Annotated in this window: 13 protein-coding genes; 9 read left to right on the top strand and 4 right to left on the bottom strand. The window is 73.4% G+C overall.

Translation table 11 applies throughout. The features are described from left to right. Positions 1–120: 120 nt before the first annotated feature. Positions 121–576, bottom strand: coding sequence for a flavodoxin family protein (locus OIB37_RS33635; protein WP_330461374.1), 456 nt, complete (start codon positions 574–576; stop codon positions 121–123). A gap of 121 nt (positions 577–697) precedes the next feature. Here OIB37_RS33635 and OIB37_RS33630 point away from each other — a divergent pair, with 121 nt between their 5' ends. Both OIB37_RS33630 and OIB37_RS33625 read left to right on the top strand, forming a co-directional pair. Beyond that, positions 698–1,363: a class I SAM-dependent methyltransferase gene (locus OIB37_RS33630; RefSeq protein WP_330461373.1), complete on the top strand. Its 666-nt coding sequence runs from the start codon at positions 698–700 to the stop codon at positions 1,361–1,363. 152 nt (positions 1,364–1,515) lie between these two features. Beyond that, entirely contained in the window at positions 1,516–2,223 is a 708-nt protein-coding gene (locus OIB37_RS33625) for a lipoprotein (RefSeq protein WP_330461372.1), read from the top strand. A gap of 83 nt (positions 2,224–2,306) precedes the next feature. On the opposite strand, the gene OIB37_RS33620 is transcribed toward OIB37_RS33625, so the two are convergent. Further along, entirely contained in the window at positions 2,307–4,313 is a 2,007-nt protein-coding gene (locus tag OIB37_RS33620; protein ID WP_330462073.1) for a DUF1996 domain-containing protein, read from the bottom strand. 471 nt (positions 4,314–4,784) lie between these two features. On the opposite strand from OIB37_RS33620, the gene OIB37_RS33615 reads away from it, so the two are divergent. The 5 genes from OIB37_RS33615 to OIB37_RS33595 all read left to right on the top strand — a co-directional run bounded on the left by OIB37_RS33615 (position 4,785) and on the right by OIB37_RS33595 (position 10,791). Next, entirely contained in the window at positions 4,785–6,302 is a 1,518-nt protein-coding gene (locus OIB37_RS33615) for a C40 family peptidase (protein WP_330461371.1), read from the top strand. 195 nt (positions 6,303–6,497) lie between these two features. Continuing rightward, the gene (locus OIB37_RS33610; RefSeq protein ID WP_330461370.1) at positions 6,498–7,862 is read left to right on the top strand and encodes an FAD-dependent oxidoreductase; all 1,365 of its coding nucleotides are present in this window, start codon (positions 6,498–6,500) and stop codon (positions 7,860–7,862) included. A gap of 334 nt (positions 7,863–8,196) precedes the next feature. Beyond that, positions 8,197–9,420 carry a hypothetical protein gene (locus OIB37_RS33605; protein WP_330461369.1) on the top strand — a complete coding sequence of 408 codons (1,224 nt, stop codon included), beginning with the start codon at positions 8,197–8,199 and terminating at the stop codon, positions 9,418–9,420. Positions 9,421–9,619: 199 nt separating this feature from the next. Next, on the top strand, positions 9,620–9,919 hold the full coding sequence (locus OIB37_RS33600) for a YkvA family protein (RefSeq protein WP_330461368.1): 300 nt from the start codon (positions 9,620–9,622) through the stop codon (positions 9,917–9,919). Positions 9,920–9,981: 62 nt separating this feature from the next. Beyond that, positions 9,982–10,791 (top strand): 2-phosphosulfolactate phosphatase, encoded by an 810-nt coding sequence (locus tag OIB37_RS33595; protein WP_330461367.1) that lies wholly within the window; start codon positions 9,982–9,984, stop codon positions 10,789–10,791. A 1-nt stretch (position 10,792) separates the two neighbouring features. Here OIB37_RS33595 and OIB37_RS33590 read toward each other — a convergent pair whose 3' ends face one another. After that, complete coding sequence (locus OIB37_RS33590) at positions 10,793–11,929, bottom strand: hypothetical protein (protein ID WP_330461366.1); 1,137 nt, start codon at positions 11,927–11,929, stop codon at positions 10,793–10,795. Between the two features lie 300 nt (positions 11,930–12,229). On the opposite strand from OIB37_RS33590, the gene OIB37_RS33585 reads away from it, so the two are divergent. Both OIB37_RS33585 and OIB37_RS33580 read left to right on the top strand, forming a co-directional pair. Beyond that, positions 12,230–14,989, top strand: coding sequence for a SpoIIE family protein phosphatase (locus tag OIB37_RS33585; protein WP_443058238.1), 2,760 nt, complete (start codon positions 12,230–12,232; stop codon positions 14,987–14,989). A 52-nt stretch (positions 14,990–15,041) separates the two neighbouring features. Beyond that, positions 15,042–16,361, top strand: coding sequence for a hypothetical protein (locus tag OIB37_RS33580; protein ID WP_330462071.1), 1,320 nt, complete (start codon positions 15,042–15,044; stop codon positions 16,359–16,361). A 12-nt stretch (positions 16,362–16,373) separates the two neighbouring features. Here the strand turns inward: OIB37_RS33580 and OIB37_RS33575 are convergent, their stop codons facing one another. Next, positions 16,374–18,212, bottom strand: a complete 1,839-nt coding sequence (locus tag OIB37_RS33575) for a glycoside hydrolase family 15 protein (RefSeq protein ID WP_330461365.1) — start codon at positions 18,210–18,212, stop codon at positions 16,374–16,376. Positions 18,213–18,269: the final 57 nt, after the last annotated feature.

The following is an 18,269-nucleotide window of genomic DNA, read 5'->3' as shown; positions in this document are numbered from 1 at the left end:
ATGTCCTATGAGCACATGAACAGGACTAACAGAGCACGTGGCGGGCGGGCATCCGGTCCACGCCGGTGACCGGGGGCGTGTGCGCCAAGATCACTCCGGTGGCCGCGCGGGCAGCGGGGCTCACCCCTCGGCGAGTCCCGCCGCGACGGTGGCACCCAGCTCCCAGCACGCCTCCACATCGGACTTGCCCGGCTCGCCGGTGACGGTCACCGCTTCGGCGGCGCGGCGCCAGCCCAGGCCCGTGGTGACGGCCTCGATGGCGCGGACGGCGCCCGTGACGTCGTTGCCGCCGTGCACGTAGTAGCCGAAGGGGCGGCCCTGGGTCTCGTCCAGGCAGGGGTAGTAGATCTGGTCGAAGAAGTGCTTGAGGGCGCCGGACATGTAGCCGAGGTTCGCCGGGGTGCCGAGGAGGTAGCCGTCGGCCGCGAGGACGTCGGCGGCGGTGGCGGACAGGGCCGCGCGCCGTACGACGCGGACGCCCTCGATCTCCGGGGTGGTCGCGCCCGAGACGACCGCCTCGAACAGCTCCTGGCAGCGCGGCGAGGGGGTGTGATGCACGATCAGCAAGGTAGGCACGCCCCGAACCCTGCCCTGCCGGTGCCGCGGCCCGCAAACGGCATGCGGGCGCGGCGTTGTGGGGCGCGGGCCGGAGGTGCGACGATGCCCGGCACCCGCACGGGTTACGGGAGGAGCCGTCTTGACCGAGGACGATCGCCGGGTACCGGCCGCCGTGGTGTTCGACGCACTGGGCCTCGACTACGAGAAGGCCTTCGCCTCCTCCGAGGCGCACCGGGCCTCCGTGGAGTGGCTGCTGGGGCAGCTGGAGCCGGGCAGCCGGGTGCTGGACGTGGGCAGCGGAACGGGACGGCCGACCGCGCAGACCCTGGCCGAGGCCGGGTACGACGTGCTGGGCGTCGATGTCTCGCCCGTCATGGTCGAGGTCGCCTCCCACCAGGTGCCGCAGGCCCGGTTCCAGCTCGCCGACATCCGTGAACTGCCGCTCGCCGACGGCTCGTTCGACGCGGTGTGCGTGTACTTCTCCCTGTTGCAGATGACCCGCGCGGAGCAGTCGGCGGTCGTGGCGCGGCTGGCGCGGGCGCTGCGTCCCGGCGGCCTCGCGGTGCTGGCCACCGTGCCGCTCGACGTGGAGGCCGTCGACGCGGTGTTCATGGGGCAGCCGGTCCGGGTGACGAGCTTCGCCGGCGCGGACTTCACACGGCTGGCCACGGAGGCGGGCCTGACGGTGCTCGCCGAGGAACACGCCCTGTTCGCCCCCGCCCACCCCGACGCCATACCCGAGCCGCACCTGTTCCTGTACTGCCGGCACGACGGGGAGCACGACGGGGAACACGCCGGGGAGTGACGCCCGGCCGCCCCGCCGCCCCGCCGCCCCGCCGCCCCGCCGCCCCGCCGCGACATCGTCGTACGACCATGCCGGCTCCGCCGGACAGAGCCGTACGCCCTTGTCGGCCCCGCCGGATACAGTGGCCGCCCTGAACAGGAGGGGAGACAGCGGTGCAGGTCAGGGTGGGGTCCGTGCTCGGCGGCGTGGTTCGGGTGATGGTGCTGACGGCCGTGCTGGGCGGGTGCGCGCAGTCCGCTGACGGCGACGAGGACGAGAGCCGGCCGTCCGCGAGCACGCCGGGCGTGTCGAAGGGCGCGGGAGCCGAGGGGAAGGGCGCGGTGAGCGGGGGCTCGATCGGCGCCGCCGGTTCGCCCTGCGAGCTGCCCGTCAGTTTCGACATCGCCGAGGGCTGGAAGGCCAAGGGGATCGACGCCGAGGCGGAGCTGTCCAAGACGGCCGGCGGTTCTGACGGCGGTGCGCCGGGCGAGCTCGCCGAGAGCTTCCTGCGCCAGGGACCGGTCACCACCGCGTGCGAGATCGACGCCAAGCCCGCCGGTCACCTCGGCTTCCTGCGCGTGTGGACGGGCAAGCCCGGTGCCGGCGATGCCCGGGCCGTGCTGCGCGAGTTCGTCGCCGCCGAGGACGACGTCAGCGAGGAGCGGTACCGCGCCGTCGAGCTGGGCGGCGGTCTGTCCGGCGTGGAAGTGCGGTACCTCTACACGAGCAAGCTCCTCGACGAGACCAAGAAGGAGACGGCCTTCGCCGTCAGCACGCCCCAAGGCCCGGTCGTCGTGCACCTCGGCGGACTGGACACCGAGGAGCACGAGGCGATGCTGCCGGCGTACGAACTCGCCAAGCGCACGCTCCGGGCCGCCTGAGGGGCATCACCTGGTGCACGCGCGGTGGCCCGCCCCTCCGGGAGGGGCGGGCCATTGCCGTCAGGTGTCCCGCGTGGAGCGGGTCAGTATCGCAGCCGCCTGGCCCGGACCAGCATGATCAGGCCCGACAGGGCGAGCAGGATGCCGATGGCCGCGGGCCACAGGTGAGCCCCGGTGTCCGCGAGTCCGCCCTGTACGGCCTGGGGGGCGGTTCGCGCCGGGGGTGCGCTGTCGCCGCCGGTGACACCGGTCCCGGCCGACACGGACGGGGTGGACCGGCCGGCGCCGGAGCCGGTCGGTGCGGACGCCACGGGCGGGGCCGCCGCGCCGGTCTGGGCGGACGAGGTGTCCCGGTCGGCCGTGGCACGCTCGGACGGCGCATCGGTCTCGCCGCGCCGGCCGTTCCCGTCCTTCCGGTCGTGCTTGGTCGTGTTCGCGGGCCGGGTCGTGTTCGCGGGTTCGGTCGTGTTCGCCGGTTCGGTCGTCGTGTCGGTCCTCGGCTGTTCGACGGGGTTGGACACGGACGCCGTCGGGGCGGGCGCGGTGGTCGCGGGCGGAGTTGCCGCACTCGGACCGGCGCTCGGACCGGCGCTCGGACCGTCGGTCGCACCGGAGTCGCCGCCGTCACGGGCGCCGCAGGTGCGGCCCGAGTTGATGCAGTCGACCATCTCGCGCATCAGGTCTTCGTCGAAGACGTTGATGAAGTCGCCGTGGTCGGTGACGGGCTTGTGCAGTTGCTCCGGGAAGGAGTCCACCGCGAAGAGCGGAACCGTCCGCCCGCCGTCGTTCACGCTCGGGGCGGGGACGTCGTAGACGATGCGCTGGACGAGTTGCGGAATGGGCTCGAAGCCCTGGGCGCACGAGCCGTCGGGGGCCGTGAAGGCCACGTGGGTACGGTGGTTGGCGCTGTCGGTGTTCCGGCCGTCCCAGCAGCTCTGGAAGTGGAAGGTGCGGACGACGGCGCTGCCGGCCGGGCACAGCGGGTACTTGTCCTTGAGCTGCCGGTCCTCGTAACCGGTGCAGCTCCAGGAGGCGTTGGCGTTTCCGGGACCGTTGACGAAGGCCTTGGCGTCGCCGGTGATGATGCGCAACAGGCGCGGCATCGCGGTGACTCGGGCGCGCGGGTTGCCGACGAAGGTGAGCGTCACCTCCTTGGGCGTGACGATCTGGCCCGCGTTCCCCTCGGTGCCGCCGCCCGGAGCACCGGCGTCCCGCTCCTGCTTGCCGTTCTGCATGCGCAGTACGGGCCAGTAGTACGTCGATCTGTCACCCCGGTCCACGCAGGAGGTGTCGGCCTTCGCCAGATCGCCGTCACTGGCGAAGGCGTTGTTGGACTGGTTGCCGACGTAGTCGTGGAAGTGGTGGGCGCCGTTGGAGACGCCGGGGGCGACGATCACGTTGTCCGAGTTGAACAGGCCGTTCGCGTTGACGCCGCACTGGGAGGTGAAGGTGCCGCGCGAGGCGTCGGACTGCTGGGCCGGGTCCGGCACGTTGGGCTGTACGGCGGTGATGTCCGCGTAGTCGGAGACGACGGGCCCGTTGCCGCCCTGGCCGGCTCCGGCCGCGCCGCCGCCCTCGTTCTGCCCCTGCCCGCCGCCGGGTTGGGAGCCGTCACCCGGGGTGGCGGTGGTGCCGCCCTCGCTGCCGCTGCCGGGGCCGCCGGTCGCCGTGCCGTTCTCGCCGGGGCGCAGGGCGCAGGCGGCCAGGTCTTCGAGCCCCTGCGGCCGGTCCCCCGCGCGGTCGATGGCGTCGGCCATGCGCGCGATGGTCGCCGCCCGGCGCTCCTTCAGCGGGTCCATGATCGGACCGTCGGCCGCGGCGGGGTCCTCGCGCACGGCCTGCGCCGACTGCTGGAGTTGCCGGTAGGCGGCGGCGATCTGCTCGTCGAGCTGGGCGAGTTCACGGTCCACGTCCCCGCGGGCCTCGTCCGGCACGGCCGTCAGTCGGCTGCCGACGTCGGGACAGTCGATCGTGGCCATGCCCGCGGACCTGACCTGCCCGGTCGCCTCGGAGCCCGGTTGTCCGCCCCAGCCTGCTTCGTCGGCCGAGGCGTAGACGTTGGCTGCGACGAGGCCGCCCCCGCCCAGCATCAGGGCGACCGCGGCGAAGGTCACGCGTCGCGCGCCGGTGGGACGTCTGCGCCTGTTCCGTTCCAAGGTCGTTCCCCTGCGTGTCGTGGTCGGTCGGGGCATGTGACTCCCCGGCCCCATACGCACGGCGCGGCCACGGCGTTCAACCGTGCCGGAAATTCATGGCGACCTCACAGGAAAACCCGGTCACAGCATCCGCTTTCCCCCACGGTCGCTCGACCCTGCGGCCGGGTGCACCGGACCGGGCGGACGCGGCGGCCAAGTCTTCCCGCTCGAACGCCGCAACGAACATCACAAATACGTATCGGACATACCGCCCGTCAACCTTCACACGAGTGACACAAGTTGGCTAAGTTGACGCCAGGCCATCCCGGCTCCCCCTCCAGTCGGCCCGCAGTGGCACACCGGACGGGGTCCGACACCGGGATTCGGCCCGACTGCCCCGCGGGGCAAGGAGGGAGCACATCTTCCATGGCGCCGGAGAGCCGCGACGAGGTACGGCAGCGGATCGACTCCCTGTACGACCGGGCCGAGAACGCGACCGGGAACTTCAACGCGACCCGAGCGATGGCTGCGGCGGCGCGCAGGCGGGAGGCTCCGCCGGCCCGGCGAACGGCACAGCCCTCGGACCCCGCCCTCGAAGCGGTGACCCGGCAGTGGTTCGACGCGGCCCGCGCGAAGGCCGGCCCCACGATGCCCGCGGTACTCCCGGCCGACCGGCTGCCGGCCCCTCCCGCGCCCCCGGCCCGTACGGACGCCGACCGCACCGGACCCGCGCCGGTCGCACCACCGGCAGAGCTGCCCGCGCTGCCGGCCGGCGTCACCGGGCAGTCCGGACCGCGCGCGCTGCCGGAGCTCACCGGCGCGCCCGCGGTGGCCCCCGGCACCCGACCGCGGCTCGCCGTGGAGGCGGGCGGTGCGGGGCTGCCCGGTGGCCCTCTCGCGGAACTGCCGCCCGCCCGGCGTGCGGAGCTTCCGAGCGGTCCGGCCGAGACCGCGGTGCTTCCCGTCGCGGCCCTGCCCGCCGCACAGGAGGCCGCGGTACAGGCCCCGGGGGCCCTGCCGGCCGCGGCCACCGAGCCCCGTCGCCCCTCCCCCGCGGACTTCAAGACGACCAACCAGCGCAAGCTCGGCACGGCCCGGGATCTGCTGGCCCGCCACCAGGCGCCCGCCTTCCCCCGCCCCGGCACGCCCGACCCGCTCACCGACACGGGGTCCCTCCCCTACCCCACGTACACGGAGCCCGCCCCCGCGACCCCGGTCACCGACACGGGTTCCTTCGCAGTCCCTGGCGCCTTCACCGCTCCGGCCGACACGGGCTCCTTCGCGGTCCCCGGCGCTTTCACCGCTCCCGCCGACACGGGCTCCTTCACGCTCCCGACCATCCCCGACTCCCCCTTCGCCACAGGCTCCTTCACGCTTCCCGCCCCCCTCGGCTCCCTCGCCGACGCCAGCGCCTTCGCGCCCCCCGTCAGCGCCAACTCCCCCTACGACACCGGCTCTTTCACGCTCCCCACCACCCTCGGCTCCCCCGCCGGCACCGGCGCCTTCGCGCCCCCCGTCACCGCCAACTCCCCCGCCGACACCGGCTCCTTCACGCTCCCGGTCCCCGCTCCCGAGTCGACCCACGCCGGGCGTGCCGCGAGGGCCATCGAGTTCGCGCGGGCGCAGATCGGGAAGCCCTGTGTCTGGGGGGCGACCGGGCCGGACTCGTACGACTGCTCCAGCCTCACCCAGGGGGCGTGGAAGGCGGCCGGCGTGACGCTGCCCCGCACCGCGCACCAGCAGGCGCTCGCGGGTGCCCCGATGACCCTCGCCGGCATCGAGCCCGGGGACCTCGTCCTCTTCTTCGACGACGACCGGCACGTGGGTCTCCACGTGGGCGACGGCGTGATGATCCACGCGCCGGGCCCGGGTGCGTACATCCGTGAGGAGTCGATCTACGGCGCGGGCGAGCAGGCGATCCACCGGGTGATCCGGCCGGCGTGACGGTCGCGGCGGCGCGCGGACCGGTTCACACCGGTTCGTGCCGGTCCGCCCCCGGGAAGGCGTTCCGAGCGGCCGTCGGACACCTCGTATGATCGACTCACAAGGCGCTGGACCCGACCCGCATACTAAGTTAGGTCTGCCTTAGTTTAGGCTTCCTGTTCGAGTCGCTTGTTCACGCTCGAAGGGAACCTGATCATGTCGCGCCCCCTGCGGGTAGCCATCGTCGGAGCCGGCCCCGCCGGGATCTACGCCGCCGACGCCCTGCTCAAATCCGAGGTGGCCGCCGACCCCGGCGTGTCCATCGACCTCTTCGAGCGGATGCCCGCCCCGTTCGGCCTGATCCGGTACGGCGTCGCGCCCGACCACCCGCGCATCAAGGGCATCATCACCGCCCTGCACCAGGTGCTCGACAAGCCGCAGATCCGCCTGTTCGGCAACGTCGACTACCCCACCGACATCAGCCTCGACGACCTCCGCGCCTTCTACGACGCGGTGATCTTCTCGACCGGCGCGACGGCCGACCGCGAGCTGTCCATACCCGGCATCGAGCTGGACGGCTCGTACGGCGCGGCGGACTTCGTGTCCTGGTACGACGGTCACCCGGACGTGCCGCGCACCTGGCCGCTGGAAGCCGAGAAGGTCGCCGTGCTCGGCGTCGGCAACGTGGCGCTCGACGTGGCGCGAGTCCTGGCGAAGACGGCGGACGAACTGCTGCCGACCGAGATCCCGGCGAACGTCCACGACGGCCTGAAGGCCAACAAGGCGCTGGAGATCCACGTCTTCGGCCGCCGCGGCCCGGCGCAGGCGAAGTTCAGCCCCATGGAACTGCGTGAGCTGGACCACTCCCCGAACATCGAGGTCATCGTCGACCCCGAGGACATCGACTACGACGCGGGGTCGATCGAGACCCGGCGCGGCAACAAGCAGGCCGACATGGTCGCCAAGACCTTGGAGAACTGGGCGATCCGGGACACCGGCGACCGCCCGCACAAGCTCTTCCTGCACTTCTTCGAGTCGCCCTCGGAGATCCTCGGCGAGGACGGGAAGGTCGTCGGCCTGCGCACCGAGCGCACCGCCCTCGACGGCACCGGCAACGTCAAGGGCACCGGCGCCTTCAAGGACTGGGACGTCACCGCGGTCTACCGCGCCGTCGGCTACCTCTCCGACAAGCTCCCCAAGCTGCCCTGGGACCTGGAGTCGGGCACCGTCCCGGACCGGGGCGGCCGGGTGGTCGAGGAGGGCGGCGACCACCTGCGGTCGACGTACGTCACCGGCTGGATCCGGCGCGGTCCCGTCGGCCTCATCGGCCACACCAAGGGCGACGCCAACGAGACGGTGTCCAACCTCCTGGACGACTTCGCGAACGGCCGGCTGCACACGCCCGCCTCGCCGGCGCCGGAGGCCGTCGACGCCTTCCTCGCCGAGCGGGACGTCCGCTTCACCACCTGGGAGGGCTGGTACAAGCTGGACGCCGCCGAGCGGGCGCTGGGCGAGCCGCAGGGCCGCGAGCGCGTGAAGATCGTCGAGCGCGAGGACATGCTGCGGGAGAGCGGCGCGTAAGCCTCTCCGTCACCGCTGGACCCCGACCTGGGCCGCCGACCGAGCCGTCGGCCGGCCCGTCGGGGTCCAGCGGTGTTCCCGCGCGCTGCTCCCGGCCGCCTGCCGGTCCGGAGCACGCGCTGCCGCTGCCGCTGCCGCGCCCGTTACGCACACGCGCTCGCCCGGGCCGCACGCCTCGACGCGCGCCCCTGAGCGCCGTACCGCGCCGTGCGATCCCTTCGTGACCGCCCCGCCCGCGCGCCCCTGCCCCGGCTCACCCGTCGGGGTGCCCGGGCCTTTGATCGGCGATGGGTGATACTGGAAGACGCACACGCCCCCATCAGCAGATTGGCTCATGTCGAACTCCGCCACCGGCCGCGCCACCATCCCGCAGACCGTCTGGGCGGCCCGTGGCCGCCACACAGGTCCCGCCACCGAGGACGTCGTCCGCCGTACCCTGCGCCGGCGCAAGGAAAACGGTGACATCGACGACTTCGCCGAGCCGTCGGCGCCCGAGGAATCCGGCCACCTGATCTTCGAGGCGCGCTGGCAGGTCGGGGGCACGGTCACCGTGCGGGCCCGGCTGACCCTCGTGCCACGGCAGCGGCGGCTGGGGGAACACGAATGGACGCTCGTCGCGGAGGCGGAGCGGCAGTGGGACGAGTCGTGGCCCTCGCCCGCCACCCGGTTCTGGCCGGAGGGCGGCACGCCACTGGGGTACGACGGTGACTGGGACCACCACCCCACCGTCGAGGACCTGCGCTACCGGCAGGTCAACGCGCTGCCCGAGGACGACAAGGAGATGCGCCACCGGCTGCGGGACGCGGCCCGCGAGGCGTGGTGCGTCAACCTGGTCGTGCACGAGGCGATGACACCGGACGAGGACGGCCGGCAGCCCCTGGCCCGGCTGCTCCCGCCGGGGCTGCGGCACCGGGTGCTGGAGCACCGCGCCGCGCCGCAGCAGTTCCGCGCCGTCAACTGGGCGCTGAAGGACCTCGGTGTCGAGGTGCCACGCGGCGGAGCGGTCCTGCTGCCGCCGGACCCCGCGCCGGACGGGTACGAGGCGCACGAGCACAGTGTGCGCAGCGTCTTCCTCGACGGCTCGGAACCCACCGAACTCTTCTCCGCGCTGCGGCACTTCGCCGCCCTGCGCCGGCCCATGCCGCGCGGCATGGAGGAGGCCCTGGCGGACCTGCGCGACAACTGGACGCTGCTGACCCTCCAGGAGCAGCTGGAGCGCGAACGGCGACGGGTCACGATGTACGCCGAGGCGCTGGAGGCCATGACGAAGTCCCGGGACCTGTACCGGCAGGCGGCGGAGGACGCCCACGAGGCACTGGTCGCCTACCGGGACACGCCCTCCGGCCCGGCCCTGCCGCAGCAACGGCCCGGCACCCGGCAGCCGTCCCCGCTTCAGCAGTTGACGCGGACCTTCGAAAGGTTCAGGTTCACGGGCAAGGGGTCGCTCCCCGCACCGGGCCCGAAGGCGTCGCCCGCCGACGACGGCCCGCAGGGCACGGAGGACACACAGGGCACGGAGAGCACGCAGGGTACGGAGAGCACGGACCGACAGGCTTAGCCGGGGACTGAAAGCCGCGGTCCGGGACAGCCGTTCACCGCGACGACCGCTGTCCGGGACGGCCGTCGTCGCGACGCGGCCGACCGACCGGTCGGACCAAAAGCGCCGCCCGCACCGACGCACCACAGCGCTGAAGCACCGACGCACTGAAGCACCACGGCAGCGACACCGACGCACCGCCAGAGAGCCGGGAGGCCGCATGGATTCCAGTACGACCCTGCTCCTGATCGTCGCGGCCGTCGTCGCCGCGCTGGTGCTGGCCGTCGCCATCGGCCTGCTGATACGGCTGGTCCGGGCCCGGCGCACCCTGCGGCGGGCCGGGCTGCCCACGGGCCCGCGCTGGGTGTTCTGGGGTGCGGTGCTGTACCTCGTGCTGCCGACCGACCTGCTCCCCGACCCGGTCTATCTGGACGACATCGGCGTCCTGCTCATCGCCCTGCGCTCCCTGCGCTCCCTGCGCACTCCGCGCCCGCTGCCGTCCGAGGCCGACGAGGTCTGAGGCTCTCGCGGAGCTCCGGGAATTTCCGCGCAGCCGCATGCCGCATGCCCCACCATGGAGCGATGCAGCCCACCTACACAGGGATCCCCGGCGCGCCCGTGGCCCCCGATGTCGCCGTGGTCGTCGATGTGATGCGCGCGTTCACCGTGGCCGCCTGGGCGTTCCGGGGCGGTGCGGAGAAGATCGTCTTCGCCGGTACGCAGGAAGAGGCCCTGGAGCTGAAGGCCCGTCACCGCGACTGGCTGGCCTTCCAGGACGGTCCGCCGGTGCCCGGCTTCGACCTGGCCAACTCACCCGCCCTGCTGCGCTCCCTCGACGTGCGCGGCCGTACGGTCGTACAGAAGACCACGGCCGGGACAGCCGGGGCCCTGGCGGTCGCGGAGGCGCGGCTGCTGCTGTGCGCGAGCTTCGCGGTGGCCGGGGCGACGGCCGAGGTCCTGCGGCGGGCCCGGCCGGAGCGGGTGACCTTCGTGGTCACCGGGGACGGCGGGCGGGCGGAGGAGGACCTCGCCTGCGCCCAGTACATCGCGGCCCTTGCCGCCCCGACCGCCACCGACACCGCCACCGACACCGCCACCGCCACCGGAATCGGGACCGCCACCGTCACCGCCACCGCCACCGCCACCGCCACCGGAACAGGAACCGGGACCGGCCCCGCGTCCGGTACCGACCCCGCCCCCTACCTCGACCGGGCCCGGCGCTCCGGGGCCGCCGGCCGGCTCGCCGAGGGGGTGCGGCTCGGCTGGGAGGGTGTCCATCCCCAGGATGTGGCGATGTGCCTTGAGGTGGACACCGTCCCGTTCGCCATGGTGGCCGCCCGGATGGACGGTCACCTGGTGCTGCGTCCGGTGGACGCGGCGGCGGCCGGCTGACTCAGCGGCCCTCGCCCCGGCGGGAGTTGGCCGTCGTGAGGGCGGTCAGCAGCACCACCAGGGCCGCGAGTGCGGCCGCCGCGGCGACCGTGCCCGCGATCCCGGGCGGGGCGAGCATGGCGGTCGCGGGCCGGGCGGGGTCCGGCAGGCCGAAGCGTCCGCCGAGCACCTGAGTGGCGGCGAGGAACGCCGTCACGACCAGCGTGACGGTCGCCGCCACCAGCCGGATCTGTACCGCGCGCACGAGCAGCGCCAGCGCGAGGAGCAGACAGGACCCGGATGCCAGGAGGGTGGCCGCGAGGACGCTGTGGGACAGCCCGGTCCAGGAGCGCGGGGCGTGCGCCACCCCGCACAGGAAGACCGTCAGCGCGGCCACCCGCGCGATCCAGAGGACGGTCGTGGGGGCCCGTCCTGCCTCGGGTGCGCGGGACTTGGGGCCCGGAGCGGTCGGCGCGGCCGGCGTCGCCGGCTGCGGTGGCGGTACGGCGGGCGGAGACCCGGTCCCGGCGGGAACCCCGGCCGGGACCCCGGCGGCGGCCACGGCGGGCGGTGGCGGGGCGCCCTGATCCGGTCGTCCGGCGGGCAGTCGGCCGATCAGCTCGGCGAGTTCCCCGACCGGCCGGTTGACGGCCGCCGCCTGGACGGCCGCACGCCCGCAGTGGGGCTCCAGCGGCGTGCGGTGCAGCAGTTCCATCAACTGGGTGACCTCGTCCACCGGGCGGTGCTCGGCGGCGGCGCGGATCGCTTCGTCGGCGCTCTCGGTGCCGCGGGGCGGCCGGGTGAGGAGGGTGACCAGACGGGTGACGTCCTCGACGGAGCGGTCGACACCGGCCGCGCGCAGCGCGTCGGCGGTGGCCGGGGCGTGCTCCGGTGAGCTCTCCAGCAGGGTGATGAGTTCGACGACGTCCTCCAGGGGACGGTCGGCGACGGCTCTGTGGAGCAGGCCGTGCAGCGGATCGTCGTACGGGGCGTCGTCCACGGGCGGGGCCTCGGCGTGCTTCTCCGGGGGCGCTGCGGAGCGGAAGTCGGGGTCGGGATCAGGGTCAGGGTCGGGTTCGGCTGTGGCGACGCCGGTGGCGGCTGTCGCCGGGGGTATGGCGGGGTCGTCGGGGCAAAGGGCGGAAGAGCGGGTGTTCATCTCGGCTCCTGGAGAAGGGTGCGACCGCCCAACACCCCCGAGTGCGGCACGCGGCGTTACGCACACCATTACTAGGAGCCCGCGCGGTGTCCTGCCACCCGTGTGCGGCAGTGGTATGAGGGGTGTGGTGCAAGGGGGTGACGGGGACGTACGACGGGCCGGTGGCGTACGCGGACGGCCGTGACGCCCGTTCCGCCGGCACGGCACGCGCACGCGCGGTGCGCACACGCCACCGACTTCACACCCGTCTCTCGCACAACGCCCTCGCCTGTCCGGGCTCGGCGGTGTAGACATGGGCACATGGTGCGACTGCCCGGCCGGCCCGACTCGCGGCCGCTCCGTCCGTTCGGGTACCGGCGTGCGCCGGCCGGCGCACGGCAGTCGGGGGCAGGCGGGGTGGACGACGGCCGGCCCGGAATGCTGCGGGCGGCGGTGACCGGGCGCAGTGTGGCCGGGCAGGTGTTCCTGCTGCAGGTGGTGATCGTGCTGCTGCTGGTCGTCTCGGCCGTGGTGGCGCAGGTGCTGCAGGTGCGGCACGACAGCATCCTGGAGGCCCGCAACCGTTCGCTCGCCGTGGCCGAGTCGTACGCCAACGCCCCGGGGACGGCCGCCGCGCTGCGCGCCCCCGATCCGACGGCGCTCCTCCAGCCGTCGGCGGAGGCCGCCCGCAAGGCGACCGGAGTGGACTTCGTCGTGGTGATGAACACCGACGGCATCCGCTACACGCACCCCCAACGGGACCGCATCGGCAAGAAGTTCGTCGGCACCATCGGGCCGGCCGTGGCCGGTGAGACGGTCGTCGAGGAGATCAACGGGACCATAGGCCCGCTCGTGCAGGTCGTGGTGCCCGTGAAGGACTCCGGCGGCAAGGTGGTGGGCCTGGTGTCGGCCGGCATCACCACCGCGCACGTCGGCGGGGCGGCGGACCAGCAGCTGCCCCTGCTGCTCGCGTCGGCCGCGGCGGCGCTCGCGCTGGCCACCGCGGGTACCGCCCTGGTCAGCAGAAGGCTGCTGCGGCAGACGCACGGACTCGGGCCGTACGAGATGACCCGGATGTACGAACACCACGACGCGGTGCTGCACGCCGTCCGCGAGGGCGTGCTGATCGTGAGCGGTGACGGGCGGCTGCTCCTCGCCAACGACGAGGCGCACCGCTTGCTGGGGCTGCCCGAGGACGCCGAGCTGCGGCAGGTGCTGGACCTGGGTCTGGACGACGAGACGGCCGGGCTGCTGGCCTCGGGGCGGATCGCGACCGACGAGGTCCACCTGGTCAAGGACCGGTTGCTGGCCATCAACCAGCGCCCCACCGACCTGCGCGGCGGCCCGCCGGGCAGCGTCACCACGCTGCGCGACTCCACGGAGCTGCGCGCACTGTCCGGCCGGGCCGAGGTGGCCCGCGAGCGGCTGAACATGCTGTACGACGCCGGGGTGGGCATCGGCACCAGCCTGGACGTGACCCGTACGGCACAGGAACTGGCCGAGCTGGCGGTGCCCCGGTTCGCGGACTTCGCCACCGTGGACCTGTTCGAAACGGTACTGAAGGGCGAGGAGCCCCGGCCCGGCACGGCGCTGCTCCGTACGGCCTGCGCCGGTGTCCGCAAGGACGCCCCGCTGTATCCGGTGGGCGAGCGCATCCGGTTCGTACCGACCTCGCCGCAGGCGCGCAGCCTGACGACGGGGCAGTCGGTGGTGGAGCCCCGGCTGCGCGACGCGCCCGGCTGGCAGGCGCAGGACCTGGAGCGCACCGAGCAGATCGTCGGCTACGGCATCCACTCGCTGATCTCCGTTCCGCTGCGGGCGGGCAGCCTGGTCCTCGGGGTGGCGACCTTCTGGCGCGCGGAGAAGCCGCAGCCGTTCGACGCCGAGGAGCTGGCCCTCGCCGAGGAACTGGTCGCGCGGGCCGCCGTGTCCATCGACAACGCCCGCCGCTACACCCGTGAGCACAGTCTGGCGGTGACGCTCCAGCGCAGTCTGCTGCCCCGCACGCTGCCCGGGCAGGACGCGCTGGAGATCGCCTACCGCTATCTGCCGGCGCAGTCGGGCGTGGGCGGCGACTGGTTCGACGTGCTGCCGCTGTCCGGGGCGCGGGTGGCGCTCGTGGTCGGGGACGTCGTGGGGCACGGACTGCACGCTGCGGCGACGATGGGACGGCTGCGTACGGCCGTGCACAACTTCTCCGCGCTGGACCTGCCGCCGGACGAACTGCTCGGTCTGCTGGACGAGCTGGTGGGCCGTATCGACCAGGACGAGACCCCGGCCGACGGCGCCGCCGCGGTCACCGGGGCGACCTGTCTGTACGCGGTGTACGACCCGGTGTCCCGGCGCTGCACCGTCGCCCGGGCCGGTCATCCGCCGCCCGCGGTGGTGCAGCCGGACGGCAGCGTGGCGTTCGCGGACGTGCCCGCCGGTCCCCCGCTGGGCCTGGGCGGAATGCCGTTCGAGACCGTCGATCTGGAACTGGCGGAGGGCAGCCGGCTGGTGCTGTACACCGACGGACTGGTGGAGGACCGGGACCGGGACATCGATGTGGGACTCGACCTGCTGCGCGACGCGCTGAGCCGCACGGCGGGTGCCACGCCGGAGGAGACCTGCCGGACGGTGCTGGACCGGCTGCCGGCCCGGCCCCGCGACGACGTCGCGCTGATCGTGGCGCAGACCCGTGTCCTCGGCCCCGACCGAGTGGCGGAGTGGCAGGTGCCGTCGGATCCGGCGGCCGTCGCACAGGTGCGGGCCGCGGTCACCCGGCAGTTGTCCGAGTGGGACCTGGAGGAGCTGTCGTTCACGACGGAGCTGATCCTGAGCGAGCTGGTCACCAACGCCATCCGCTACGGGCGCGGTCCCATCGGGGTACGGCTGCTGCGCGGCCGCACGCTGATCTGCGAGGTGTCCGACCACAGCACCACCTCGCCGCACCTGCGCTACGCGGCGAGCACCGACGAGGGCGGCCGGGGCCTGTTCCTGGTCGCCCAGGTGGCCGACCGCTGGGGCACCCGCTACACCCCCACCGGCAAGATCATCTGGGCGGAGCAGCCGCTGCCGCGAGGCTCCGCGTCGCTCTGAGGGCGCAGAAATGTGTTGAGGACACATCAGGTGACAGGCGATGCTCTCCGTCATGTTCTCGCGCAGGAATCGCCGTCCGAAGTCCCCCGAACTCCTCAAGGCCTGGGATTCCCTCGAATCCGGTGACGTGCCGGGCGCGCTGCGGCAGTTGCGGGCCACCGGGGAGGACCAGCCGTTGGGCGAGGTGGCCCTGGTGGTGAGGCGGGCGGCCGGCGCGGCGGGCTTCGACGACCTGGCCGAGGCGGCGGCCGCCCTGACCGCCGACCCCGGACAGGCGCGCGCGCTCTACGACTACGGGTACGCGTGCGTCGAGCGCGGTGTGCACTATCTGGCGATCCCCGCCCTGCGGGAGGCCCTGCGCCTGCGCCCGGAGTCGCTCGGGCTGCTGCGCGAGCTGGTGTCGGCGTACGAGGGCGAGGGCCGCCACGGCGAGGCGGTGGCCGAACTGGCCCGGCACGAGGACCGGTTCGCCGAGTGGCCGGACCGCTATCTCCTGGTGTTCAACGCGATCATGGCGGGCGACCTGGCGACGGCCCGGCGCCACCACGCGCTGCTCGACGACCCGGAGGACGCGCAGTGGCAGCCGACGCGCGACCGGCAGAGCCGGATGCTGCTGCGCGCGGGGGACGCCGAGCGGGCGGGCGGCCTCGGCCCGACCGATCTGCGCGGCTGGCAGTACGTGCTCGGCGGCACCGTGCTGGGCGCGGTCTCCCCGTACGGTTTCGACGCGGGGATGACCGGCCGGTACGCCTGGCTGCAGGACGACCCCGCGCGGTGCCTGCGGGGCCTGCTGCGGCTGCGGACGCTGCTGGAGGCGGCCGAGGTGCGGCCGCGGTCGGTGTCGCTGCTGCCCGACCGCGACTCCCGGGTCCTGGGCCTCGCCGCCGCCGAGGTGCTGGGCCTGCCGGCCGAGCCGTTCACGCCCGGCCGGACGGACACGGTGGTGGTCGCCTACGACCTGAACGGCGTGGCGGCCCACGACGACGGCCCCGAGATCCTCGGGCAGCTCGTCGAACGGCTGCCGGGGCAGGTGCTGCACGAGCACGCGAGCTGCTGGACGGACGCGCCGGTCGTCACGGCGGACAGCGTGGGCCTGCTGCACCAGACGGTGGTGGCACCCTGGGGTGAACAGCTGCGCCAGGGCGCGGACGGCGGCGTCGAGCGGGGTCCCGCCGACGACCGGCCGGAGGCGGAGATCGCCGCCTCGGTCACGGCGGCGGACCTCGCCGTCGAGGACGGGGACGACGAGGGGCCCGCCGATACCGACGAGGCGTTCACCGCGTTCGTCGCGGCCGTGCGCGGCACGTGGCTGAACGGGCCGCGCACCCGCCTCACCTCCGCCGGGCCGGTGCCGAGTTCGCGTTTCGCCTGAGCGGTCCCGCGTTCACCCCAGGGCGCGGTCGAGGTTGAACGCGGCACTGATCAGGGACAGGTGGGTGAACGCCTGCGGGAAGTTGCCCTGTTGCTCACCGGTGCGGCCGATCTCCTCGGCGTACAGGCCGAGATGGTTGGCGTAGGTGAGCATCTTCTCGAAGGCGAGCCGGGCCTCGTCGACCCGTCCGGCGCGCACGAGCGCCTCGACGTACCAGAACGAGCAGATGGAGAAGGTCCCTTCGTCGCCGCGCAGTCCGTCGGGGCTGGCCTGCGGGTCGTAGCGGTAGACGAGGGAGTCGGAGACCAGGTCCTCGGAAAGGGCGTCCAGAGTGGAGAGCCACTTGGGGTCCGTGGGCGCGATGAACTTGGCGAGCGGCATCATCAGCACGGAGGCGTCCAGGACGTCACCGTCCTCGTACTGCACGAAGGCGCCCCGCCGTTCCGACCAGCCGCGCTCCATGATCCGCCGGTAGATGGCGTCGCGGGACTGGCGCCAGCGGGGCAGGTCGGCGGGCAGCCCGCGCCGGTTGGCCAGCCGGATGGCGCGCTCGACGGCCACCCAGCACATCAGGCGCGAGTACAGGAAGTTCTTGCGCCCGCCGCGGGTCTCCCAGATGCCCTCGTCGGGCTGGTCCCAGTTGTCGCACACCCAGCTCACCAGATGGCACACGTCGTCCCACTGGCCGCTGGAGATGGGCTGGGCCCACTTGTCGTAGAGGTAGATGGAGTCGATCAGGGCGCCGTAGATGTCCAGTTGGAGCTGGTTGGCGGCGTCGTTGCCGACCCGGACCGGGGCGGAGCCCTGATGGCCCTCCAGGTGGCTCAGTACGCGTTCGGGCAGTTCGGTGCGGCCGTCGATGCCGTACATGATCTGCAGGGGCCCGGAGGGGGATCCGTCGCCCGGACTGATGTGGGTGGTCAGGAACTTCATGAAGGCTTCCGCCTCGCCGCTGAAGCCGAGCCGCAGCAGGGCGTAGACGGCGAAGGCCGCGTCGCGCACCCAGACGTAGCGGTAGTCCCAGTTGCGCTCGCCGCCCATCTGCTCGGGCAGGCTGGTGGTGGGCGCGGCGATGATGGCGCCCTTCGGGGCGTAGGTGAGCAGCTTGAGGGTGAGCGCGGAGCGGTGCACCATCTCGCGCCAGCGGCCCCGGTAGCGGGACTGCGCGAGCCAGCGGCGCCAGTAGGCGACGGTGTCGTTGAACTCGCGCTCGGCCTCGGCGTGGGCGCACGCGCGCGGGGCCACCACGTCGCCGACCCGGTCCAGCGCGAACACGGCGGTCTCGCCCTCGCCGAGCTTGAAGTCGGCGCGCGCGTCCCGGCCGTCGCACTCCATGGCGACGGTCGAGGTGAGCGCCAGGGACAGGTCCGGGGACTCGAAGACGACGGTGTCGTCCGGGCAGCTCAGGGTGTGCGGGTCGGCGCCGTAGTTGAAGCGCGGGGCGACGAGGACGCGGAAGGGCACGGTGCCGCGGACGCAGACCACCCGCCGGATCAGCCGGTGCCGGCCGTTCTCGCCGGTGGACTCCGCGGTGACCGGCATGAAGTCCTGTACCTCGCCGACCCCGTCCTCGGTGAAGAAGCGGGTGATCAGGACGTTGGTGTCGGGGAAGTAGAACTGCTTGGTGCGGGCCGGTACGGCGGCGCCCAGCTCGAAGCGCCCGCCGCGCTCGGCGTCCAGGACGGCCGCGAAGACGCTGGGCGCGTCGAAGGACGGGCAGCAGTACCAGTCGATGGTGCCGTTGCTGCCGACCAGTGCCACACTGCGCAGGTCACCGATGAGGCCGTGCTCGGCGATCGGTAGGTAGCGGGGTATTCCGGACTGATCCTGCTGGAAGGGTGTCTCGGCCATCGCTGCGGCCTCCCGTTGCGGTGTGCGGGGTGCTACCAGCTTAGGGCGGGCCGCCAC

The organism is Streptomyces sp. NBC_00820, assembly GCF_036347055.1.
Taxonomy (GTDB): domain Bacteria; phylum Actinomycetota; class Actinomycetes; order Streptomycetales; family Streptomycetaceae; genus Streptomyces.
This window is presented reverse-complemented; position numbering and strand designations above follow the sequence as displayed.